20 protein-coding genes are annotated in these 21,221 nt (G+C 61.6%); 18 read left to right on the forward strand and 2 right to left on the reverse strand.

Annotated features, from left to right (window positions below; all coding sequences use genetic code 11):
- The first annotated feature begins 86 nt into the window (after positions 1 to 86).
- The 9 genes from AC1D1M_RS15280 to AC1D1M_RS15320 all read left to right on the forward strand — a co-directional run bounded on the left by AC1D1M_RS15280 (position 87) and on the right by AC1D1M_RS15320 (position 8,014).
- Positions 87 to 1,082, forward strand: coding sequence for an aldo/keto reductase (locus AC1D1M_RS15280; RefSeq protein WP_477776292.1), 996 nt, complete (start codon positions 87 to 89; stop codon positions 1,080 to 1,082).
- A gap of 737 nt (positions 1,083 to 1,819) precedes the next feature.
- A complete protein-coding gene (locus tag AC1D1M_RS15285) occupies positions 1,820 to 2,266 on the forward strand; it encodes a DUF411 domain-containing protein (protein WP_477776293.1) in 447 nt (148 codons plus the stop codon).
- On the forward strand, positions 2,266 to 2,700 hold the full coding sequence (locus tag AC1D1M_RS15290; protein ID WP_095946089.1) for a YqaA family protein: 435 nt from the start codon (positions 2,266 to 2,268) through the stop codon (positions 2,698 to 2,700). Before AC1D1M_RS15285 ends, AC1D1M_RS15290 begins: the two co-directional genes overlap by 1 nt.
- An 85-nt stretch (positions 2,701 to 2,785) precedes the next feature.
- The gene (locus tag AC1D1M_RS15295; protein ID WP_477776294.1) at positions 2,786 to 3,811 is read left to right on the forward strand and encodes an alpha/beta fold hydrolase; all 1,026 of its coding nucleotides are present in this window, start codon (positions 2,786 to 2,788) and stop codon (positions 3,809 to 3,811) included.
- A 13-nt stretch (positions 3,812 to 3,824) separates the two neighbouring features.
- On the forward strand, positions 3,825 to 4,778 hold the full coding sequence (locus AC1D1M_RS15300) for a D-2-hydroxyacid dehydrogenase family protein (RefSeq protein ID WP_477776295.1): 954 nt from the start codon (positions 3,825 to 3,827) through the stop codon (positions 4,776 to 4,778).
- A 198-nt stretch (positions 4,779 to 4,976) separates the two neighbouring features.
- Complete coding sequence (locus AC1D1M_RS15305; protein ID WP_477776296.1) at positions 4,977 to 5,519, forward strand: tetratricopeptide repeat protein; 543 nt, start codon at positions 4,977 to 4,979, stop codon at positions 5,517 to 5,519.
- 48 nt (positions 5,520 to 5,567) lie between these two features.
- Positions 5,568 to 6,068, forward strand: coding sequence for an RNA polymerase sigma factor (locus tag AC1D1M_RS15310; protein ID WP_477776297.1), 501 nt, complete (start codon positions 5,568 to 5,570; stop codon positions 6,066 to 6,068).
- A complete protein-coding gene (locus AC1D1M_RS15315) occupies positions 6,068 to 6,829 on the forward strand; it encodes an anti-sigma factor family protein (protein ID WP_477776298.1) in 762 nt (253 codons plus the stop codon). The genes AC1D1M_RS15310 and AC1D1M_RS15315 overlap by 1 nt, the downstream gene beginning before the upstream one ends.
- Positions 6,830 to 6,967: 138 nt before the next feature.
- Positions 6,968 to 8,014: an RHS repeat-associated core domain-containing protein gene (locus AC1D1M_RS15320; protein WP_477776299.1), complete on the forward strand. Its 1,047-nt coding sequence runs from the start codon at positions 6,968 to 6,970 to the stop codon at positions 8,012 to 8,014.
- Positions 8,015 to 8,022: 8 nt separating this feature from the next.
- On the opposite strand, the gene AC1D1M_RS15325 is transcribed toward AC1D1M_RS15320, so the two are convergent.
- Both AC1D1M_RS15325 and AC1D1M_RS15330 read right to left on the reverse strand, forming a co-directional pair.
- Positions 8,023 to 9,324 carry an ATP-binding protein gene (locus AC1D1M_RS15325; RefSeq protein ID WP_477776300.1) on the reverse strand — a complete coding sequence of 434 codons (1,302 nt, stop codon included), beginning with the start codon at positions 9,322 to 9,324 and terminating at the stop codon, positions 8,023 to 8,025.
- Positions 9,325 to 9,328: 4 nt separating this feature from the next.
- Complete coding sequence (locus AC1D1M_RS15330) at positions 9,329 to 10,030, reverse strand: response regulator (protein ID WP_477776301.1); 702 nt, start codon at positions 10,028 to 10,030, stop codon at positions 9,329 to 9,331.
- Between the two features lie 293 nt (positions 10,031 to 10,323).
- Here AC1D1M_RS15330 and AC1D1M_RS15335 point away from each other — a divergent pair, with 293 nt between their 5' ends.
- The 9 genes from AC1D1M_RS15335 to AC1D1M_RS15375 all read left to right on the forward strand — a co-directional run bounded on the left by AC1D1M_RS15335 (position 10,324) and on the right by AC1D1M_RS15375 (position 21,210).
- Positions 10,324 to 11,481, forward strand: coding sequence for an efflux RND transporter periplasmic adaptor subunit (locus AC1D1M_RS15335; protein WP_477776302.1), 1,158 nt, complete (start codon positions 10,324 to 10,326; stop codon positions 11,479 to 11,481).
- A gap of 15 nt (positions 11,482 to 11,496) precedes the next feature.
- Complete coding sequence (locus tag AC1D1M_RS15340; RefSeq protein ID WP_477776303.1) at positions 11,497 to 14,595, forward strand: multidrug efflux RND transporter permease subunit; 3,099 nt, start codon at positions 11,497 to 11,499, stop codon at positions 14,593 to 14,595.
- A gap of 181 nt (positions 14,596 to 14,776) precedes the next feature.
- Positions 14,777 to 15,418 carry a DUF1345 domain-containing protein gene (locus tag AC1D1M_RS15345; RefSeq protein ID WP_477776304.1) on the forward strand — a complete coding sequence of 214 codons (642 nt, stop codon included), beginning with the start codon at positions 14,777 to 14,779 and terminating at the stop codon, positions 15,416 to 15,418.
- A gap of 75 nt (positions 15,419 to 15,493) precedes the next feature.
- On the forward strand, positions 15,494 to 16,333 hold the full coding sequence (locus AC1D1M_RS15350; RefSeq protein ID WP_477776305.1) for an AraC family transcriptional regulator: 840 nt from the start codon (positions 15,494 to 15,496) through the stop codon (positions 16,331 to 16,333).
- A gap of 53 nt (positions 16,334 to 16,386) precedes the next feature.
- Entirely contained in the window at positions 16,387 to 16,776 is a 390-nt protein-coding gene (locus AC1D1M_RS15355; RefSeq protein ID WP_477776306.1) for a LysE family translocator, read from the forward strand.
- Positions 16,777 to 16,916: 140 nt separating this feature from the next.
- Positions 16,917 to 17,942, forward strand: a complete 1,026-nt coding sequence (locus AC1D1M_RS15360) for a LacI family DNA-binding transcriptional regulator (RefSeq protein WP_477776307.1) — start codon at positions 16,917 to 16,919, stop codon at positions 17,940 to 17,942.
- A gap of 111 nt (positions 17,943 to 18,053) precedes the next feature.
- Complete coding sequence (locus AC1D1M_RS15365) at positions 18,054 to 18,836, forward strand: sugar phosphate isomerase/epimerase family protein (RefSeq protein ID WP_477776308.1); 783 nt, start codon at positions 18,054 to 18,056, stop codon at positions 18,834 to 18,836.
- The gene (locus AC1D1M_RS15370; protein ID WP_477776309.1) at positions 18,829 to 19,815 is read left to right on the forward strand and encodes a sugar kinase; all 987 of its coding nucleotides are present in this window, start codon (positions 18,829 to 18,831) and stop codon (positions 19,813 to 19,815) included. The genes AC1D1M_RS15365 and AC1D1M_RS15370 overlap by 8 nt, the downstream gene beginning before the upstream one ends.
- 102 nt (positions 19,816 to 19,917) lie before the next feature.
- A complete protein-coding gene (locus AC1D1M_RS15375; protein ID WP_477776310.1) occupies positions 19,918 to 21,210 on the forward strand; it encodes an MFS transporter in 1,293 nt (430 codons plus the stop codon).
- The last annotated feature ends 11 nt before the right edge of the window (positions 21,211 to 21,221 follow it).

Raw genomic sequence — 21,221 nt, forward strand, 5'->3', positions numbered from 1 at the left:
AACGAATAGTGATAGCCGTTTTAGCCGGTTTATCTTGTTTCTGTCGAGGCGAACAATGGCGATTCACTTCACAGGGAGCTGATTTCATGCACACACGTCAATTGGGAAAAAACGGTCCGCAGGTGTCGGCCATCGGCCTGGGCTGCATGGGCATGACCGACTTCTATACCACTGGCACGGATACCCGCGAAGCCACGGCCACCTTGCATCGCGCGCTGGAACTGGGCGTCAACCTGCTCGATACCGCCGATATGTACGGCCCGCACACCAATGAAGAACTGATCGGCAAGGCCATCGCCGGCAAGCGCGACCAGGTGTTCCTGGCCAGCAAGTTCGGTATCGTCCGCGACCCGGCCAACCCCACCGCCCGCGGCGTCAACGGTCGACCGGAATACATTCGCCAGTCCATCGACGGCAGCTTGAAGCGCCTGGGCGTGGACACCCTCGACCTGTATTACCAGCACCGAATCGACCCGCAGGTGGCCATCGAAGAAACCGTCGGCGCCATGGCGGAACTGGTCAGTGCCGGCAAGGTGCGTTATCTGGGATTGAGCGAGGCCTCGGCAGTGACACTGGAACGGGCGCACAAGGTTCATCCGATCAGTGCGTTGCAAAGTGAATATTCATTGTGGAGCCGTGATCAGGAAGAAAACGGTTGCCTGGCGGCCTGCCAGCGTCTGGGCGTCGCCTTTGTGCCCTATAGCCCGTTGGGGCGAGGGTTTCTGACCGGCGCCTTGAAAAGCCCGGATGATTTCGCGGCGGACGACTACCGCCGTTTCAGCCCACGCTTCCAGGGCGAAAACTTCGCGAAAAACCTGCTGCTGGTGCAACAGGTACAAGCGCTGGCGGCAGAGAAAGGCGTGACGGCGGGCCAACTGGCGCTGGCGTGGGTGCTGGCCCAGGGTGATTACCTGATTCCGATTCCGGGCACCAAGCAACGCAAATACCTGGAGGAAAACGTGGCCGCTCTGGATGTAACACTAAGCGCAGATGAACTGCACGCGCTGGAGGCGATCTTTCCGGCGAATGCCACTGCTGGCCTGCGTTATCCGGAAGAAGTCATGAAACTGCTCGACCGGTAAGGGTCGCCGGCCCGTTCGATGAACCGGGCGGGCCGGGCAACACCGCGTCAGGCCTTGGCCGGCAGACCATTTCCAGATCGCAAAAGCAAGATCAAAAGATCGCAGCCTTCGGCAGCTCCTACAGGGGAACGCGTACACCACCATACAACGAGGTCGAGCGTTAGCTCGCCTCGCGGTGCTGTTGCGGTGCACGCCCCCTCGAGAGGCCGAGCGCAGGTTCTGCGCAGTGGGCAACCCTGCATGGATGCCGGGTTAGCCGCGTACGGCCATGGATGGCCGATCGCGGCGGGCCCACGGAGCAGGACCGGAGCGAGGGGATGCCGAGCCTAGGCGAGGCACCGAACGTAAGGGGCAAAAGCGTTTGGTTACTTGGCGCTTTTCCAAGTAACCCGCTGTAAAAGCGGAACCATAGGCGGCCGTTACCGCAGAAATGGATATGTACACCACCAATAAAATACTCCAGCCAGGAGGCCGCCATCGCCAGCAAACCGTCTCCTACAGGTATCGGTGTTCCCCGGAATTGCGTGAAGAACCTTTTTTGAACCCGGGGATCACATAGACACGCACCTTCTGCCTTTCACCTGACGATTTTGTAATGCGCCCTTCATCTGCCTGACAGCGCTGATCTACCATCATCGAACAGCGGATCTTTGTAGTAATTCGAAACACTCCTTGAATGCCTGACCGGAAAAAATGGTCAGAATGCGTTTTTTTGCCCGTTAGCCGAGACGAATCCCATGCGAAACCCTCTGCGCCTGATCGCCCTGAGCGCCCTGTTCATGTCCTCCCTGGCCCAGGCTGCCGACCTCATTCCCATCGAGGTTCATCGCGACGCCAATTGTGGTTGCTGCAAAAAATGGATCACTCACCTGCAGGCCAACGGCTTCAAGGTCGAAGACCATGTCGAGGCCAACATGAGCGAGTTCAAGCAACAGCACGGCGTGCCGCCGCGCCTGGCCTCGTGCCACACCGCGTTGATCAACGGCAAATTCGTTGAAGGTCACGTCCCGGCCGACCAGGTCCTGGCCCTGAGCAAGCGCGACGATCTGTTGGGCATCGCGGCCCCCGGCATGCCCATGGGTTCGCCCGGCATGGAAATGGACGGCATGAGCGATGCCTATCAGGTCCTCGGCCTGAAAAAGGACGGCACTGACGTGGTGGTTGCGAACTACCCCGCCCATTGATGTCCGGCGCGTATCTCGGGCTGTTTTTCGCGGCATTCGGTGCCGCCACGCTGCTGCCGTTGCAATCCGAAGCGGTGCTGGTCGGCCTGCTGCTCAGCGATCGCTATTGGCTCTGGGCACTGCTGGCAGTGGCAACGTTCGGCAACGTTCTGGGGTCGCTGCTTAACTGGTGGCTGGGACGCGGAATCGAGCGGTTCCGCGACCGGCGCTGGTTTCCGGTGAGCCCACGGCATCTGGAAAAAGCCCGGCTGCATTACCAACGCTACGGCCATTGGTCATTGCTGCTCAGTTGGCTGCCGGTGATCGGCGATCCGCTGACGCTGGTCGCCGGGGTCATGCGCGAACCGCTGGGGCGCTTCCTGCTGATCGTCACCCTGGCCAAAGGCGCCCGCTACGGCGTGCTGGCCATGGCGACTCTGGGCTGGATGGGTTGAACCATCGAGGGCGGCGGTTGCCTGTGTTTAATGCCGCCCTAATCGAGTCGATCCAGCATCGGCGGATTTTCCATGGAGCCCATTCATGTCACACCCCTTCTCCCGCTGGTTACCCAGCCTTTTACTGACCGCCGCCCTGCCCGTCATCGCCCACGCCGAAGGACCGGAATACGGCCCCGAGCTGCAAGGTTTCGACTACCCCTACACCCTCAAGCACTTCGCCTTTGAATCCCAGGGCCAATCCCTGCAAATGGGTTACATGGACGTCGCCGCCCACGGCAAGGCCAATGGTCGCAGCGTGGTGCTGATGCACGGCAAGAATTTCTGCGGCGCCACCTGGGACAGCTCGATCAAAGCCCTCAGCGACGCCGGCTATCGGGTCATCGCTCCGGACCAGATCGGCTTCTGCACCTCCAGTAAACCGGCGCACTATCAGTACAGCTTCCAGCAACTGGCAACGAACACCCAGCAATTGCTCAAGGCGCTGGGCATCCAGAAAGCCACCCTGCTGGGGCATTCCACCGGCGGCATGCTCGCCACTCGCTATTCCTTGCAATACCCCGAACAGGTCGAGCAACTGGCGCTGGTCAACCCCATCGGCCTGGAAGACTGGAAAGCCCTCGGAGTGCCCTATCGCACGGTGGATCAATGGTATGAGCGCGAACTCAAGCTCAGCGCCGACGGTATCCGCAACTACGAACGCAGCACCTATTACGGCGGCCGCTGGAAGCCGGAATTCGATCGCTGGGTCGACATGCTCGCCGGCCTGAACAAAGGCCCGGGACATACGCAAGTCGCGTGGAACTCGGCGCTGATCTACGACATGATCTTCACCCAACCGGTGTACTACGAATTCAAGAACCTGAAGATGCCGACCCTGCTGTTGATCGGAACGTCCGATACCACCGCCATCGGCAGTGATATCGCCCCGCCCGAGGTCAAGGCGAAGCTCGGGCACTACGACGTCCTCGGCAAACAAGTGGCCAAGCTGATTCCCCAGTCCACGCTGGTCGAATTCCCTGGCATGGGCCACGCGCCACAGATGGAAGAACCGGCAGAGTTCCACCAGGCCCTGCTCGCCTGGTTGAACAAGACCAACCCCGTGCGTTGAAGAGGAAAGGCTGATGCCTGTACAGATTGCAGTGCTTGATGATTGGCAGAATGTGGCGCGGGATGTGGTGGACTGGTCGGCGCTGGACAGCGTCGGCCAGGTGAGTTTTCTCCATGACTACCCCACCGATAACCCAGCCCTGGCCGAGCGCCTGGCCGGGTTTGAGGTGATCTGCGTGATGCGCGAACGCACCCGTTTCGATGAAGACCTGCTGCGCCGCCTGCCGAAGCTCAAACTGCTGGTGACCGGCGGCATGCGCAATGCGGCCCTGGACCTGAAAGCCGCCGCCGCGCTGGGCATTCAGGTCTGCGGCACCGACAGCTACAAACACGCCGCGCCGGAACTGACCTGGGCGCTGATCATGGCGGCGACCCGCAATCTGGTGGTCGAAGCCAACGCCCTGCGTGCCGGCCAATGGCAACAAGGCCTGGGTGGCGACCTGCACGGCAAGACGCTGGCCATCCTCGGTCTGGGCAGCATCGGCCAGCGCGTCGCGCAGTTCGGTCAGGTGTTCGGCATGCGCGTGATCGCCTGGAGTGAAAACCTCACCGCCGAACGTGCGGCGCAGGTCGGTGTGACCTATGTCAGCAAGCAGGAACTGTTCGAACAGGCCGACGTGTTGTCGGTGCACCTGGTGCTCAGCGAGCGCAGCCGGGGCCTGGTGGACGCGCAAGCACTGGGCTGGATGAAGCCCACGGCGCTGCTGGTGAACACTGCTCGCGGCCCCATTATCGATGAAGCGGCGCTGATCAAGGCGCTGCAGAAACAACGGCTGGCCGGTGCCGCGCTGGACGTCTTCGAGCATGAGCCGCTCCCCGCCCACCATCCGTTCCGGACCCTGGACAATGTGCTGGCGACGCCCCATGTCGGATATGTGAGCCAACAGAACTACCAGCTGTTTTTCTCGCAAATGATCGAGGACATCCAGGCCTGGGCGGCGGGTTCACCCATTCGTTTGTTGGGCTGATACCGAGTCATCGTTCATCGTCGGAACGTAATGAATAATTGTTCGTGCTGCGGTGTTCTCATGACATCAACCATGAACATGAGATTGCCGGGGCAAACAGGCCCCTTCGATTGTTCACGCCGTTGGCCGTATCAACCTTGCGCTGCATCTGGCGGGCGCGACCTGATCTGAAACGCATGAACCTATGGAGCCAAGCCCATGAATATTCGTTTTGCTGTTCTGATGACCCCGCTGTTGCTGACCGTTGCGTTGTCCGGCTCCCTCGCCCTGGCCAACGGGGGTGGCGGCGGTGACGACATGCCCACCAGGCCCAACTGCCCGAAAGGTCAGGTGCTGGATACCCGATCGCATCGATGCGTCAAGCAGACCAGCAACCTGGTGCCGGACGAAGACCGCACCAACTATGCCTATCAACTGGCCAAGGACGGGCGTTATGAAGAAGCCCTGGCCCTGCTCGACACGCTGAAACAGCCAAACACGGCAAAAGCACTGAACTATCGCGGCTACGCCACGCGTAAACTAGGGCGTACCGACGAAGGCATCGGCTATTACCTGCAATCGGTGAAACTTGACCCGCAATACGCGCAAGTCCGCGAATACCTCGGCGAGGCCTATGTGGTCAAAGGCCGGCTGGATCTTGCACAGGAGCAACTGCAGCAGATCAAATCCATCTGCGGCAGCACCCAATGCGAGGAGTACCAGGACCTGGCCGAAGCCATCAACGACTCATCGAAAACCTGAAAACCCGAGCGGACGGAGGTCGCCATCGCCAGCGATCAGGCAATACGAATGGAACTGAACCAGCATCTGGCGCGTTTATGGCGCTACGGCCTGCTGTTGTCCCGACAACGGCATGTCGCCGATGACCTGGTGCAGGCCACCTGCGTGCGGGCGCTGGAGCGGGCCGGGCAATACGTGCCGGGAACGCGCATGGACCGTTGGCTGCTGAGCATTCTGCATTCGATCTGGCTCAACGAAGTCCGCGCCCAACGGGTGCGTCAGGGTCAGGGCCAGGTGGACGCCGATCAGGCCTTGTCGTTCGATGGTGAATCCGTGGCCCAGACTCATGTGTTGGCCGCACAGGTCATCCGCCGCGTCGATGCGTTGCCCGAGGCCCAGCGTGAAACGGTGTTTCTCGCCTACGTCGAAGGCTTGTCCTACCGCGAAGTCGCCGACGTGCTGCAAGTGCCCATCGGCACGGTCATGAGTCGCCTGGCCACCGCTCGGGCGAAACTGGCCGAATATCCACCGTTGCACACAGTGCCCCACCCTTACCGAGGAGAACATTGATGAACACGAAACCCTCGGACGAACAACTGGTGGCTTACCTCGATAACCAACTCGATACCGAGCAGCGCTCGCGCATCGACGCGGCCATCATCGCCGACCCGATGCTCGGCCTGCGCCTGCAATGGCTGGATCGCAGTAGCCTGCCGTTCAAGGACGCCTACGATGAACTCGTCCGGCAGGCGCCGGTGGATCGTCTGCAAGCCATGCTCGCCACGCTGCCCTCACCCGCCCGCCCCGGGCTGAGTCGACGCTGGTTCCTTGCCGCGGCTGCCGGACTGTTGGCCGGCGGCGTGCTGGCAGACCGTTTGTTCCTCGGCTGGCAAGCGAGCCGGCAGACCCACAACTGGCGCGGTCTGGTGGCCGATTATATGGCGCTCTACGTGCCGGAAACCCTGGATCATTTACCCGGTGATGAAGCCACCCAACGGGCACAACTGCGGACCATCGATGCGCGCCTGGGCCTCGATCTCGCGCCGGCAAAACTGAGCCTGCCCCGCGCCGAGTTCAAGCGCGCGCAAATCCTCGAGTACGACGGTGCGCCCATCGCCCAGATCACCTACCTCGATCCGGTGCACGGCCCCATGGCACTGTGTGTTACTCGATCCAACAGCGGCAGCCGCCATTTCGCCCGGGAACAGCGGCGCGAGCTGAACATCGTGTATTGGGCCGACATGGAACACGCCTGGATGCTGATCGGGCATCAGCCGATGACGGATCTGGAGGAGATGGCCAAGCTGTTGCGCGGGCGGTTGAGCGCGTGAGCCTGTAGCACACGAAGAACGCGCCGAGGACATTAGCGCATGTTGAACTCAAGACCTAGCAGTTCTGCTAGTGGGCAACGACCGGGAAAAAAACGATGCTAAAGGTTCGAACATAGAACCTTGCATGGAGCTCGGAAAATGCTTACTTCCCCTCGCGAAACCGTGCTGTGCCGCTATCACTATGATGCGCTGGACCGCTTGGACAACAGCGCGCCATCGGCCATGGACAGCCTTCAGCGCTTTTACTGCAAAACCCGTCTTGCCACCGAAATTCAAGGCTCGGTGCGCAACAGTATTTTCCAGCACGAAGATCAGCTGCTGGCGCAACAGCGCCATGAAAACGCCCGGATCGACAGTTCGTTGTTGGCAACCGATCAGCAACGCTCAGTGCTCAATTCGCTCAGCGCCACTGAGATTCAACCCGCCACTTACACGCCCTATGGCCACCGCTCCCCGGAAAACGGCTTGCTCAGCCTGCTCGGGTTCAATGGTGAACGGCGGGACCCATTGACCGGGCATTATCCGCTGGGCAATGGCTATCGACAGTTCAACCCGGTGTCCATGCGGTTTAACAGCCCGGACAGCTTGAGTCCGTTTGGGGATGGAGGTTTGAACGCGTATGCATATTGCGAGGGAGACCCGGTTAATCGGAGTGATCCGACTGGGCATGTTGCTCTTTTGAAAAAAGTAATTGGAGCTTCTGTCGCTACTATAGTGGGAGCTACTGCTGCATCGTACCTAGTAGAGGACGAGACGGTTGGTTGGGTGCTAACAGGCGTTTCATTTGTTGCGGGTGCAATTGTTGGGGGAGCCATAGGATTGAAGGTTCGTCAGTCGATGAGGCGGAGACCGCAACGGAGCAGTGTAGCTCCCCGGCAACCGGAAGTGCCTATGCAGGAGTTGACATCCGCCCGCAGGTCTTCGCAACTACCGCCGAGCTACTGGTCTGATCAACCTCGCCCGGCCCCTCCTGCCTACGACTTGGGTGACCTCACTCTTCCAGGGTCTGACTCCTTACCTCCTCCCTACTCAGTAGTCGCCGATTCAAACTCTGTGACTCGGGCATTGCAACCTTCATTGCCTAATCAGTCACTTACACGCTCTCTGAGCAATGAACACTTATCGACTTCGACTTCGACTTCGAGCATTGACCAGAGCGCACGGCGAGTACGCAATAGCATTTAACCCCAAGCTCAGGCCAACGCCGGCAACCACAACCTAAACCTCGCCCCCCCAAGCGGCGAGGTTTCAACCGTCAACGTCCCACCCTGCGCCTCCAATGCCCGCCGACTGATCGCCAGCCCCAGTCCGAAACCACCCGTGGCGCGGTCGCGGCTGCGGTCGAGGCGGTAGAAAGGTTCGAAAATCCGCTCGCGCTCGTCGTCCGGAATGCCGATGCCATCATCGTCGACCCAGATTTCACAGCCGCCGGTATTAACCTGAACCCCGATCTGAATACGCTTCTCGCAGTAGCGCATGGCGTTGCGGAGCAGGTTTTGCAAGGCGCGGGCGGTCAGGCGTGGGTCCAGGCTGAAGCGTTCGAACTGGCCGTGGAGCAGCACGTCGATGACAATCTCCGGGGACTCCAGCTCTTCGTCGACGCTGCCGAGAATGCTGTCGATGAATTCATCCAGCGACACCTCGACCTGCTCCGGAAGCCGCGCCGGGTTTTGCAAACGACTGTACGACAGCAGCTCCAGCACCAGCTCATCGAGTTCACGAATGTGCGCCACCAGGCTTTGCAGGCGCTCGCGGCTGGCCGCCGGCAAGTCGTCGGACAGCGCCAGGGCCAGGCCGAAATCCAGGCGTGTCAGCGGCGTGCGCAACTCGTGGGACACCGCATTGAGCAAGTCGCGCTGCTGGTTGAGCAGGTTCTCGATGTCGCCGGCCATGGTGTCGAACACATTGGCCAGGCTGCCAATGTTGGAACTCGGGGAAATTTGCGTGCGCTCGCCCAGGTGGCCCTTGCCAAAGCGCTCGGCCGTGCCCTTGAGGCGCTCCAGATCACGCCAGTGCGGGCGCAGCCACAGCAACAGGCAAGCGAGCATGGTCGCGCCGATCAGCACGTTGATGCTCCAGTACAACAGGTTGACGTCCAGCGGATCGGGCGGCACGACCATTTGCACCACGGTGCGCTCATTCAGCGGCGCGACCGCCAGCGTGCGCCAGCCCCAGTCGCCCACGCGCACGACGTTCTCGCCGCGGCGCAAGCGCTGCTGTTCATCAGGGGTCAGGCTGCTGTCGTCATTGCTGCTGAGCACGATGTGCAGAGGAGAGAAGTCCTTGTCCATTTCAGCGGCCAGGGCCGGCCACTGTTCGGCCGGGACCCCATGAAACTGTTTGACGATCAGCGTTTGCAACCCGCGGGAGTAATCGAGGTTGTAGGTGACAAAGCGCTCGTGGAACACCTTGACCACCAGATCCGGCACCAGATAAATCGCCGCGCTGAACGAGACGATGGTCACCAGGTACAAACGAAAGAGGATTCTGAACATCGGCTCAGCATTCCCACTCGGAACGACTGAACAAGTAACCCTTGCCCCACACGGTCTTGATCTTGCGCGCCTCGCCGGCATGGTCGTCGAATTTGCGCCGCAGCTTGGAAATCGCCACGTCCACCGAACGGTCCGTGCCGTTGAATTCGATGCCGCGCAGGCGTTGCAGGATCTGGTCGCGGCTCAACACTTCACCCGCATGCCGGGCCAGCACCACCAGCAGGTTGTACTCACCGCTGGACAGGTCCACCAATTGCTCGCGCCAGGTCACGGTGCGTTCGGACAAATCGATGCACAGGTTGCCCATCAGAATGCGGTCGTTGGCGGTCTGCGGTTCGCTGAGACTGCTGCGGCGCAACAGGGTTCGCACCCGGGCCAGCAGCACCCGTGGCTCGCAGGGCTTGGTGACGTAGTCGTCGGCGCCCATTTCCAGGCCCAGGACCTGGTCGTGGCTGTCGTCGCGGGCGGTGAGCATCAGGATCGGCAAGGTTGCCGAATCGGCGCGCAGCAGGCGACAGACTTGCAAGCCGTCGAGGCCGGGCAGCATCAGGTCGAGGATCACCAGGTCCGGTGGACTGACTCGCGCACGTTCGCGCACATGATCGCCGCGGCCGATCACGCTGACGGAATAACCGTTGCGCTCCAGGTAGCTGGCAATCAGTTCGGCGAGGGCGGTGTCGTCTTCGACCAGGAGGATGTTGGGCATGGGGTGTTTCCAGAAAGAGCCGTGGCGCCAGATACGCCGCCATCGCGAGCAAGCTCGCTCCCACAGTGGTCGGTGGTGTTCACAACCTTTGTGTTCACATCAAATCCCTGTGGGAGCGAGCTTGCTCGCGATAGCAATCTATCTGGCGCAATAGAAATCAAGGACTGAAGGATATACGCCCTCACTCGTCTCTGAGTAAAACCCTTACACAATTTCACACAGCACCAACAAAGCTTCACCGCTACCCTCGCCTTCGCCCAGTAGGATGCTGGGGGTCTTTATTGGGGTATTACATGTCGAAGAATCTGCTTGCCAGGCTCAGCCTGATTGCACTGGCGTTGACACTGGCCGCGTGTGACAAGTCCTCGAACACCGAGGAACAGGCGCCGCTGGCCACGGTTCGCATCGAAACCATCGAAGCGCGGCCACTGACCATCAGCAGCGAACTGAGCGGGCGGATTGCCGCACCGCGCATGGCCGAAGTGCGTGCCCGCGTGGCTGGCGTGGTCCTGCAGCGGACCTTCCGTGAAGGCAGTGACGTGAAACAAGGCGACGTGTTGTTCCGCATCGACCCAGCACCGTTCAAGGCTGACCTGGACAGCGCCGAAGCGGCGTTGCGCAAGGCCGAAGCCAACGCGTTCCAGGCCAGATTGCAGGAACAGCGCTACGCCCAATTGATCGACGACAAGGCCATCAGCGGTCAGGACTACGACAACGCCCGGGCCAACGCACGGCAGACCGCCGCCGATGTCGCCGCCAATAAAGCCGCTGTGGAACGGGCGAAACTGAACCTCGGGTACGCCACCGTCACCGCGCCGATTTCCGGGCGCATCGGCCGGGCGCTGGTCACCGAAGGCGCGCTGGTCGGGCAGAACGAAACCACGCCGCTGGCGCTGATTCAGCAACTGAACCCGATTCACGCCGACCTGACCCAGTCCACCCGCGAGCTCAACGAGCTGCGCCGCGCCTTCCGTTCCGGCCAGTTGCAGCAGGTCGGCCAGGACCAGGCCAAGGCCACGCTGATTCAGGATGACGGCAGCCTCTACCCGCTGCCGGGCAAAATGCTGTTCAGCGACATCACCGTCGACCCGGGCACCGGCCAGATCATCCTGCGCAGCGAGTTCCCCAACCCCGACCTCGACTTGCTGCCCGGCAGTTTCGTGCGCGTACGCCTGGAACAAGCGGTCAACCAGCAGGGCATCAGCGTGCCGCAACGGGCCATCCAGCGCGACAGCGCCGGCATCGCCCAGGTGCTGCTGCTCGACGCCGAACAGCGGGTCGGGCAGCAAGCGGTCGAGCTCGGCGCCGTGCAGAACGATCGCTGGATTGTCACCGGAGGCCTGAAGGCAGGCGACCGCATCGTCATCGAGGGCCTGCAGCACGCCCGCCCCGGCGAGAAAGTGCAGATCGACGACACCCCTCTTCCACTTGCCCAGGCGACTGGTCAGTAAGCAGGACGCTTTTCTATGCCGCAGTTCTTTATCGATCGCCCGGTGTTCGCCTGGGTGGTGGCCCTGTTCATCCTGCTGGCCGGTGCGCTGGCCATTCCGCAACTACCGGTGGCGCAATACCCGGACGTTGCGCCGCCACAAATCGAAATCTACGCCGTGTACCCGGGCGCTTCGGCGCAAACCGTGGACGAGAGCGTGGTCAGCCTGATCGAAGAAGAACTCAACGGCGCCGATCACCTATTGTATTTCGAATCCCAGAGCAGCCTCGGCAGCGCCACCATCAAGGCCACTTTCCAGCCGGGCACCAACCCGGAACTGGCCCAGGTGGATGTGCAGAACCGCCTCAAAGCCGTGGAGTCACGCCTGCCGCAAGCGGTAAACCAGCAAGGTTTGCAGGTGGAGAAAGTCTCCTCCGGTTTCTTGCTGTTGATTACCCTGACCTCCAGCGACGGCAAGCTCGACGACGTGGCGCTCAGCGATTACCTGGCGCGCAACGTAATGAACGAGGTCAAGCGCCTGGACGGCGTCGGCAAGGCGCAGCTGTACGGCGCCGAACGGGCGATGCGGATCTGGATCGACCCGCAGAAACTGCTCGCCTTCAACCTGACGCCGGCGGACGTCAACACCGCCATCGTCGCGCAAAACGCCCAAGTGTCGGCTGGCAGCATCGGCGATCTGCCGACCCGCACCACCCAGGAAATCACCGCGACCATTCTGGTCAAGGGTCAGTTGTCGACCCCCGACGAGTTTGCCGACATCGTCCTCAAGGCCAACCCGGACGGCTCGACCGTGCGCATCAGCGATGTGGCGCGGGTCGAGATCGGTAGCCAGGAATACCAGTTTTCCACGCGCCTGAACGGCAAGCCGTCCACCGCCGTCGCCGTGCAGCTGTCGCCTGGTGCCAACGCGCTGAACACCGCGACCCTGGTGCGGGCGAAGATGGATGAGCTGTCGCGCTACTTCCCGGCGAACGTCGAATACAAGATCCCGTACGACACCTCGCCCTTCGTCAAAGTCTCGATCACCAAGGTCGTCTACACCCTTGGCGAGGCCATGCTGCTGGTGTTCGCGGTGATGTTCCTGTTCCTGCAAAACATCCGCTACACACTGATTCCGACCCTGGTGGTGCCGGTGGCGTTGATGGGCACTTTTGCGACGATGCTGGCGCTCGGGTTTTCGATCAACGTGCTGACCATGTTCGGCATGGTGCTGGCCATCGGCATTCTGGTCGACGACGCCATCGTGGTGGTGGAGAACGTCGAGCGGATCATGGCCACCGAAGGCTTGTCCCCCAAGGAAGCCACGCGCAAGGCCATGCAGCAGATCACCGGGGCCATCATCGGCATCACTCTGGTGCTGGTCGCGGTGTTCATTCCGATGGCGTTCATGCAGGGCTCGGTCGGGGTGATTTACCAGCAGTTCTCGCTGTCGATGGCCACCTCGATCCTGTTCTCGGCCTTCCTCGCCCTGACCTTGACCCCGGCCCTGTGCGCGACGTTGCTCAAGCCGATTGCCAAAGGCGAGCACCATGAAAAGACCGGGTTCTTCGGCTGGTTCAACCGCCGCTTCGAGCAACTGACCGACCGTTATCAGGGCTGGGTCGCCTACGCGTTGAAACGCACTGGGCGCTACCTGCTGATCTACGGCGTGCTGTTGATCGGTCTGGGCCTGGCCTTCAGTCGCTTGCCCTCCTCGTTCTTGCCGGTAGAAGACCAGGGTTACACCATCACCGACATCCAGTTGCCGCCGGGTGCGAGCAAGAACCGCACGGTGCAGGTCGCCGAGCAGGTTGAAGCGCACAACGCTGGCGAGCCGGGCATTCGGGACAGCGTGGTGATTCTCGGCTTCAGCTTCTCCGGCAGCGGGCAGAATGCGGCGCTCGCCTTCAGCACACTCAAAGACTGGTCAGAACGGGGCAACGAAGATTCGGCCAGCTCGATTGCCGACCGGGCCAACGTCGCCCTCAGCCAGATCAAGGACGCGGTGACATTTGCCGTACTGCCGCCGCCCGTGGATGGACTGGGCACGTCCAGCGGATTCGAGTTCCGCCTGCAGGATCGCGGTGGCCTTGGCCATGAAAGGTTGATGGAAGCCCGCACCGAGTTACTCGCGGCGGCCGAAAAAAGCCCGATCCTGATGAACGTGCGCGAAAGCGCCCTTGCCGAGGCACCGCAGGTGCAACTGATCGTCGACCGCAAGCAGGCCAACGCGCTGGGCGTGTCCTTTGCCGACGTCGGCAACGTGCTGTCCACGGCCGTGGGCTCGGCCTACATCAACGACTTCCCCAATCAGGGGCGGATGCAGCGCGTCGTGGTCCAGGCCGAGGGCGACCAGCGCAGTCAGGTGGCCGACCTGCTGAAGATCCACGTGCGCAACACCCACGAAAAAATGGTGCCGTTGTCGGCCTTCGTCCAGGCCAGGTGGACTCAGGGCCCGGCGCAGTTGACCCGCTACAACGGCTACCCGGCCATCAGCATTTCCGGTGAACCGACGCCGGGCCACAGCACCGGCGAGGCCATGGCCGAGATCGAGCGCTTGGTGGCGCAAGGCCCGGCAGGCCTGGGCCAGGAATGGACCGGCCTGTCGTTGCAGGAACGCTTGTCCGGCAGCCAGGCGCCGATCCTGCTCGGGCTGTCGCTGTTGATCGTGTTCCTGTGCCTGGCGGCGTTGTACGAGAGCTGGTCGATCCCGACCTCGGTGCTGCTGGTGGTGCCGCTCGGCGTGCTCGGCGCGGTGCTGGCCGTGACCTTGCGCGGGATGCCCAACGACGTGTTCTTCAAGGTCGGGTTGATCACCATCATCGGCCTGTCGGCGAAGAACGCGATCCTGATCATCGAGTTCGCCAAGAGCCTGTACGACGAAGGCCACGACCTGATCGACGCCACCCTGCAAGCGGCACGCCTGCGGTTGCGGCCGATTGTCATGACCTCCCTGGCGTTCATCCTTGGCGTGGTGCCGCTGGCGATCGCCACCGGCGCCAGTTCGGCGAGCCAGCAGGCCATCGGCACCGGGGTAATCGGCGGGATGATCACCGCGACGCTGGCCGTGGTGTTCGTGCCGGTGTTTTTTGTGGTGGTGATGAAGCTGGTGCGCAAGCGCCACAAAAACACCTGACAAAAACACTAACCCCTGTGGGAGCGAGCTTGCTCGCGATGGCGGACTATCAGTCAACATCATCGTCGACTGACACACAGCCATCGCGAGCAAGCTCGCTCCCACAAGGGGATCTCAGTGATTTCAAGATTGTGCTGACCTGGGCTAAGGTGTTGGCATAGCCCCAACCCGTCGAGTGTCCATGTCTTTCCTCCCCCGCACCCACCCTCGCCTGTCCGCCGCCATCCTGTTGGGCATCGCGGTGGGCATTCTGGCGCCAGCCGATTCGCCAATCAGCAAGATCCTCATCGGCTGGAACGCTGGCGTCTGGATCTATCTGTCGCTGATGTTCTGGCTCACCGTGCGTTCGAAAGCGCCTGACGTAAAACGCATCGCCGAAATCGAAGACGAAAACGCCGGGTTGGTGCTGGCGCTGGTGTGCATTGCGGCGCTGGCCAGCCTGGCGACCATCACCTTCGAACTGGCCGGCAGCAAAGACCTGGAAACCACGCGCAAGCTGATGCATTACGGCTTCACCGCGCTGACCGTCATCGGTTCATGGCTGCTGATCGGGGTGATCTTCAGCCTGCATTACGCCCGGCTGTATTACATCTGGGACGGCAAGGAGCCGGCGCTGCGTTTTGCCGAAGGCCTGACGACGCCCAACTACTGGGACTTCCTGTACTTCTCGTTCACCATCGGCGTGGCGGTGCAAACCTCGGATGTCGGCGTGGCCACGCGGGGCATGCGCAAGATCGTGCTGGCGCAGTCGTTGATCGGTTTTGTGTTCAACACTGCCATTCTCGGGTTCTCGATCAACATCGCCGCCGGCCTGTTCGGCTGATGACTGCACAAACGTTCTAGGCATGGCTCCCGGTCGAGGCGTTAAATAGTCCGGCAGCCGTTTCGCAGGTGACCCATGAGCGCTCACAACTGGATCGACCTGGCCCAGGATGCCGACACCGGCATCGAGACCCTGCGCGCGCATTTCGAAGGCCACGCCTATGACCCGCACTGGCATGACAGCTATCTGGTGGGCGTCACCGAGCAAGGGGTCCAGCAATTCAATTGCCGACGGGCCAGGCACCAGAGCACACCGGGCAAGGTGTTTTTGCTCGAACCCGGTGACATCCATGACGGCGAAGCGCCGACCGCCGACGGTTTTACCTACCGCATGTTGTACCTCGACCCGCAGTGGTTGCAGCGCGAACTCGGCGCCGTGTTCGATCATGCCCCCGACAATAGCCAGCTGAGCTTTGCCGCCACCCTGGCCAGCGATACGCGCCTGGCCCAGGCCACCAGCCTGGCGTTTGAAACCCTGCATCGCGGTGAACTGAAGATCGTCCGCCAGTCCGCCCTCGACGGTTTGCTCGAACGTCTGACCAGCCACTTGCACTGGCGTGCCCGCGATGGTCAGGACCCACGTCTGTCGCGGGTGGCGCAGAAAGCCCGGGAATACCTGCATGCCAACGCGCAGTACGACATCGGCCTCGATCAACTGGCCGCCGTCACCGGCGTCGACCGCTTCCGCCTGACCCGCGCGTTCAAGGCCGCTTACGGCATGGCGCCCCACGCGTATCTGGTGCAATTGCGCCTGGCCACCGCCCGACGCCTGCTGGCCCGTGGCGAGCAACCAGCGGCGGTGGCGATGGCGCTGGGCTTTGCCGACCAGAGCCATCTGGGGCGCTGGTTCATGCGCGCCTACGGCCTGACGCCGGCGCTGTACCGCAAACGCTGCTCAAATCTTCCAGACAGGTAAGCCCGTGGATTGTGAAGATCGACTTCATTGATCTTCACCGGAGTTAGCCCGCGATGCTGCCCTCGTTCCCGACTTTGTTGCCTTTCCTGCTGTTTGCCTTCGTGGCCTCGATCACCCCCGGCCCGACCAATATTCTGGTGCTGAGCAACAGTGCTCGATACGGGTGGATGGGCGCTGCCAGCCTGCAACTGGTCAACCCGAAAACCTGGATGATGGCGCTGGCGGTGGTCAGCGTATTCGCCGGGGGTGGTGAGCATCGCGCAGTGCAGGTGGTGTATTTGTCCCTGGTGTTTTTTCTGGTTTCCCTGCCATGTCTCGCGGTCTGGGCGCTGCTCGGTGCCGGGTCGAGTCGCTGGTTGCGCTCGCCCCGGGCCATGCAACGTTTCAACTGCTGCATGGACCTGTTGTTGCTGGGCTCAGCGTGGTTGAGCGTGCTGGCCTGAGCGCAATCTGTCGGTGATTATTCGACAATCAACAATCCGGGGCTTGACGGCGAATTGGCTTTTGGTGTCTCCTGAAACCGGTTTCAGTGCTGTCTCACGAAGCACTCGACCTTATAAATCCAATAAGAAGGTTTCAGGCCGTGAACGATTTCTCCGCCGCCCAGCGCAGCCGCGTGACCATGCTCGACGTGGCCGAACACGCCAAGGTCTCCAAGGCCAGCGTTTCGCGGTTCATTGGCGATGATCGCGCCCTGCTCTCCGATGCCATTGCCCAGCGCATCGAACAGGCAATTGCCGAACTCGGCTATCGCCCGAACCAGATGGCCCGCGGCCTGAAACGCGGGCGCACCCGCCTGATCGGCATGCTGGTGGCCGATATCCGCAACCCTTATTCAATCGCCGTGATGCACGGGGTGGAAACCGCCTGCCGTCAGCACGGCTATAGCCTGGTGGTGTGCAACACCGACCGCGACGACGAGCAAGAGCGCCAACACCTGGCCCTGCTGCGCTCGTACAACATCGAAGGCCTGATCGTGAACACCCTCGGTCATCACCGTGACGAGTTGCACGAACTGCACCGGGAAATGCCCCTGGTGCTGGTGGATCGCAAGGTCGAGCACCTTGAAAGCGATATGGTCGGGCTGAACAACCCGCAGGCCATCGACATGGCCCTTAACCACCTTGAAGAACGCGGTTATCGCGATGTGCTGATGGTGACCGAACCCTTTGACGGCACCAGTTCGCGGATCGAGCGGGTCAGCAGCTTCAACGCGCAGATCGCACAGCGTCCGACGTTCCACGGCACGCACATCGAAACCAGCAGCGAACTGACCGCACAACTGAAATCCTTCCTCGACACGCCTGGCCCCGGCCCGAAAGCGCTGTTTTGCGCGAACGGGGTCGCGGCGCTGGCCAGCACCCATGCGTTGCGTGAACTCAAGTGCAACCTGTTCGATGACGTGGGTTTGATCGCCCTCGATGACCTGGATTGGTACCCGTTGGTGGGCAGTGGCATTACCGCCCTCGCCCAGCCGACCACCGAAATGGGCGCCAGTGCGTTTGAGTGTCTGCTCAAGCGGCTGCGCGGGGATGACGGGGCGGTGCGGACGCTGGATTTTTCCGCGCGGTTAATTGTTAGAGGGTCGACCCTTGGAAATTCTCGGTGAATGTTCCGGCCTCATCGCGACGTTCCGACGATGGGGCCTTCAAAAACACCACAACATCTACAGCCATTTTTTTTGAACAAAAATGAAACCGGTTTCAGAGGTAGAAAAACAATGAACAGACCAGCCGTTTCCATCAGCCTTTCCAGCTACGGCGCCGATCTGGTGCGTCAACGCGGCCAGGGCAGCTTCATCGAGATTCTCGCCGCTGCTGGCGCTACGCGCATTGAGTGGCGCGAAGAATTACTGACTATCGAGGACCCCGCCCAACTGGCCGACGCCACTCAGGCAGAAGGCCTTGAGAGCGTGTATTCGTCACCCATGGAGCTATGGCTGGCCGGGCAATCCAGGCCCAATCCCGAACTGATCACGGCCCTGCAACGCGCCCAGGCGTTCGGCGCCAAATGGCTGAAAGTGTCGTTGGGCTATTTCACCGACAACAGCGATCTGCAAACCCTCGCCCGAGTGCTGGGCGAAAGCGCCGTGCAGTTGCTGGTGGAAAACGACCAGACCCTGCACGGCGGCCGCATTGAACCCTTTCAGCGTTTTTTCGCGGTCGTCGAGCAGCACACGCTGCCGATCAAAATGACCTTCGATATCGGCAACTGGCATTGGCAGGACCAATCTGCCGCCAGCGCCGCACGGTTGCTCGGTCGTCACGTCGGGTATGTGCACTGCAAAGCGGTCACGCGCCGTGCGGACGGCAAACTGGTCGCCATCCCGCCCGCCATCAGTGACCTGCAACAGTGGGAGCACCTGCTGCGGCACATGGCCCGAGGCGTTATGCGGGCCGCGGAATATCCGCTGCAAGGCGATGACCTGGTGCAACTGACCACCGAGCACGTCGCAGCCCTCGCCCACCTCGGCCAATCGCAGCTGGAGAGTGCTCATGTCTGAGATCGATATCCTGTCGTTCGGCGAGACCATGGCGATGTTCGTCGCCGAGCAGGCTGGTGACCTGGCCAGCGTCGGCGCTTTTCACAAACGCATTGCCGGGGCTGACAGCAACGTCGCCATTGGCCTTTCCCGACTGGGCTTCAACGTGGCATGGCTGAGCCGTGTCGGTGCCGATTCGTTGGGCCGGTTCGTGGTCGACACCCTCGAAAAAGAAGGTCTGGATTGCCGCCACGTCGACATCGACACCGCCCACCCGACCGGCTTTCAACTCAAGTCCCGCACCGACGATGGCAGCGATCCGGTGGTCGAGTACTTCCGTCGTGGTTCGGCGGCCAGTCACCTGTCGCCGCACTCGATCGTGCCCGAATTGCTCAAGGCCCGACACCTGCACGCCACCGGCATTCCCCCGGCGCTGTCGGAGTCGGCGCGGCAGATGTCGTTCGAGTTGATGACCCGCATGCGCGAGGCCGGGCGCAGTGTGTCCTTCGACCCGAACCTGCGCCCGAGCCTGTGGGCCAGCGAGCAACAAATGATCACCGAGATCAACCGCCTCGCCGCCCTCGCCCATTGGGTGCTGCCGGGGTTGAGCGAAGGTCGCTTGCTGAGCGGTTTCGAAGACCCGGCCGACATCGCGGCCTTCTACCTCGACCAGGGCGCCGAAGCCGTGGCGATCAAGCTTGGCCCACACGGCGCTTACTACCGCACACAGCTTGATCAAGGTTTCGTGGCTGGCGTACCGGTGCAAACAGTGGTCGATACGGTGGGTGCCGGCGATGGTTTTGCCGTCGGCATGATCAGCGCGCTGTTGGAAAACCAAAGCGTTGTCGAGGCCGTGCAACGCGCCAACTGGATTGGCAGCCGTGCGGTGCAGAGCCGTGGGGATATGGAGGGGTTGCCCACTCGATCCGAAATGGTCAGCGAATTTGAGGCCGCCATCGCGAGCAAGCTCGCTCCCACAGAGGATATGTGTCGAACCTAGATCCCCTGTGGGAGCGAGCTTGCTCGCGATGAGGCCAGTACAGGCACTGAAAAACAACCCGTTACCTGCTGCGACAAAAACAACAAGCTCAGGAGCACCACCATGAAAACCGCAACGCTCGCCACCCGCCGCTGGTGGTACATCATGCCCATTGTGTTCATCACCTACAGCCTGGCTTATCTGGACCGCGCCAACTACGGCTTCGCCGCTGCCTCCGGAATGGCTGCGGACTTGATGATCACTCCGGGCCTGTCGTCGATGCTCGGCGCGCTGTTCTTCCTCGGCTACTTTTTCTTCCAGGTGCCGGGGGCGATCTACGCGCAGAAACACAGCGTGAAAAAGCTGATTTTCGTCAGCCTGATCCTCTGGGGCACCCTCGCAACGTTGACCGGGATCGTCTCGAACGCCTACTGGCTGATCGTCATCCGCTTCATGCTCGGCGTGGTCGAAGCCGCGGTGATGCCGGCGATGCTGATCTACCTGTGCCACTGGTTCACCCGCGCCGAACGCTCGCGGGCCAACACCTTCCTGATCCTCGGCAACCCGGTGACCATGCTGTGGATGTCGGTGGTCTCGGGCTATCTGGTGCAGCATTACAGCTGGCGCTGGATGTTCATCGTCGAAGGTTTGCCAGCGGTGCTCTGGGCATTCATTTGGTGGCGGCTGGCCGATGATCGTCCGTCACAAGCCAAGTGGCTCAACGATCAGGAAAAACAGGACCTGGAAAGCGCACTGGCCGCCGAACAGGTCGGCATCAAGGCCGTGAAGAACTACGCCGAAGCGTTCCGCTCACCCAAAGTGATTATCCTGGCCCTGCAGTTTTTCTGCTGGAGCATTGGCGTGTACGGTTTCGTGTTGTGGCTGCCGTCGATCCTCAAGGCCGGCGCGCAGATGGACATGATTCAGGCCGGCTGGCTGTCGGCGCTGCCGTACCTGGCGGCGGTGATCGGCATGCTGCTGGTGTCCTGGGGTTCGGACAAGCTGCAAAAACGTAAACGTTTCGTCTGGCCGCCACTGCTGATTGCCTCGATTGCCTTCTATGGTTCCTACGCCTTGGGCGCTGAACATTTCTGGTGGTCCTACACCTTGCTGGTGATTGCCGGGGCCTGCATGTACGCGCCTTACGGGCCGTTCTTCGCGATCATTCCGGAAATCCTCCCGGCCAACGTGGCGGGTGGTGCCATGGCGTTGATCAACAGCATGGGCGCGCTGGGTTCGTTCGGCGGTTCTTATCTGGTCGGTTACCTGAACAGCTCCACCGGTTCGCCCGGCGCGTCGTACCTGTTGATGAGCGGCGCCTTGATGCTCTCGGTGGTGCTGACGGTGTTCCTCAAGCCTGGCGCCAGCGACCGTGAGCAGCCCACGGTAGCGCGTACCGCCACTGTCCATTCCTGAATTGATGTTGA

This window comes from Pseudomonas sp. P1_F7 (assembly GCF_056405655.1).

Coding starts and splice junctions, on each gene's coding strand:
- AC1D1M_RS15280 (WP_477776292.1), top strand. CDS start 87: ATGCACACACGTCAATTGGGAAAAAACGGTCCGCAGGTGTCGGCCATC.
- AC1D1M_RS15285 (WP_477776293.1), top strand. CDS start 1,820: ATGCGAAACCCTCTGCGCCTGATCGCCCTGAGCGCCCTGTTCATGTCC.
- AC1D1M_RS15290 (WP_095946089.1), top strand. CDS start 2,266: ATGTCCGGCGCGTATCTCGGGCTGTTTTTCGCGGCATTCGGTGCCGCC.
- AC1D1M_RS15295 (WP_477776294.1), top strand. CDS start 2,786: ATGTCACACCCCTTCTCCCGCTGGTTACCCAGCCTTTTACTGACCGCC.
- AC1D1M_RS15300 (WP_477776295.1), top strand. CDS start 3,825: ATGCCTGTACAGATTGCAGTGCTTGATGATTGGCAGAATGTGGCGCGG.
- AC1D1M_RS15305 (WP_477776296.1), top strand. CDS start 4,977: ATGAATATTCGTTTTGCTGTTCTGATGACCCCGCTGTTGCTGACCGTT.
- AC1D1M_RS15310 (WP_477776297.1), top strand. CDS start 5,568: ATGGAACTGAACCAGCATCTGGCGCGTTTATGGCGCTACGGCCTGCTG.
- AC1D1M_RS15315 (WP_477776298.1), top strand. CDS start 6,068: ATGAACACGAAACCCTCGGACGAACAACTGGTGGCTTACCTCGATAAC.
- AC1D1M_RS15320 (WP_477776299.1), top strand. CDS start 6,968: ATGCTTACTTCCCCTCGCGAAACCGTGCTGTGCCGCTATCACTATGAT.
- AC1D1M_RS15325 (WP_477776300.1), bottom strand. CDS start 9,324: ATGTTCAGAATCCTCTTTCGTTTGTACCTGGTGACCATCGTCTCGTTC.
- AC1D1M_RS15330 (WP_477776301.1), bottom strand. CDS start 10,030: ATGCCCAACATCCTCCTGGTCGAAGACGACACCGCCCTCGCCGAACTG.
- AC1D1M_RS15335 (WP_477776302.1), top strand. CDS start 10,324: ATGTCGAAGAATCTGCTTGCCAGGCTCAGCCTGATTGCACTGGCGTTG.
- AC1D1M_RS15340 (WP_477776303.1), top strand. CDS start 11,497: ATGCCGCAGTTCTTTATCGATCGCCCGGTGTTCGCCTGGGTGGTGGCC.
- AC1D1M_RS15345 (WP_477776304.1), top strand. CDS start 14,777: ATGTCTTTCCTCCCCCGCACCCACCCTCGCCTGTCCGCCGCCATCCTG.
- AC1D1M_RS15350 (WP_477776305.1), top strand. CDS start 15,494: ATGAGCGCTCACAACTGGATCGACCTGGCCCAGGATGCCGACACCGGC.
- AC1D1M_RS15355 (WP_477776306.1), top strand. CDS start 16,387: ATGCTGCCCTCGTTCCCGACTTTGTTGCCTTTCCTGCTGTTTGCCTTC.
- AC1D1M_RS15365 (WP_477776308.1), top strand. CDS start 18,054: ATGAACAGACCAGCCGTTTCCATCAGCCTTTCCAGCTACGGCGCCGAT.
- AC1D1M_RS15370 (WP_477776309.1), top strand. CDS start 18,829: ATGTCTGAGATCGATATCCTGTCGTTCGGCGAGACCATGGCGATGTTC.
- AC1D1M_RS15375 (WP_477776310.1), top strand. CDS start 19,918: ATGAAAACCGCAACGCTCGCCACCCGCCGCTGGTGGTACATCATGCCC.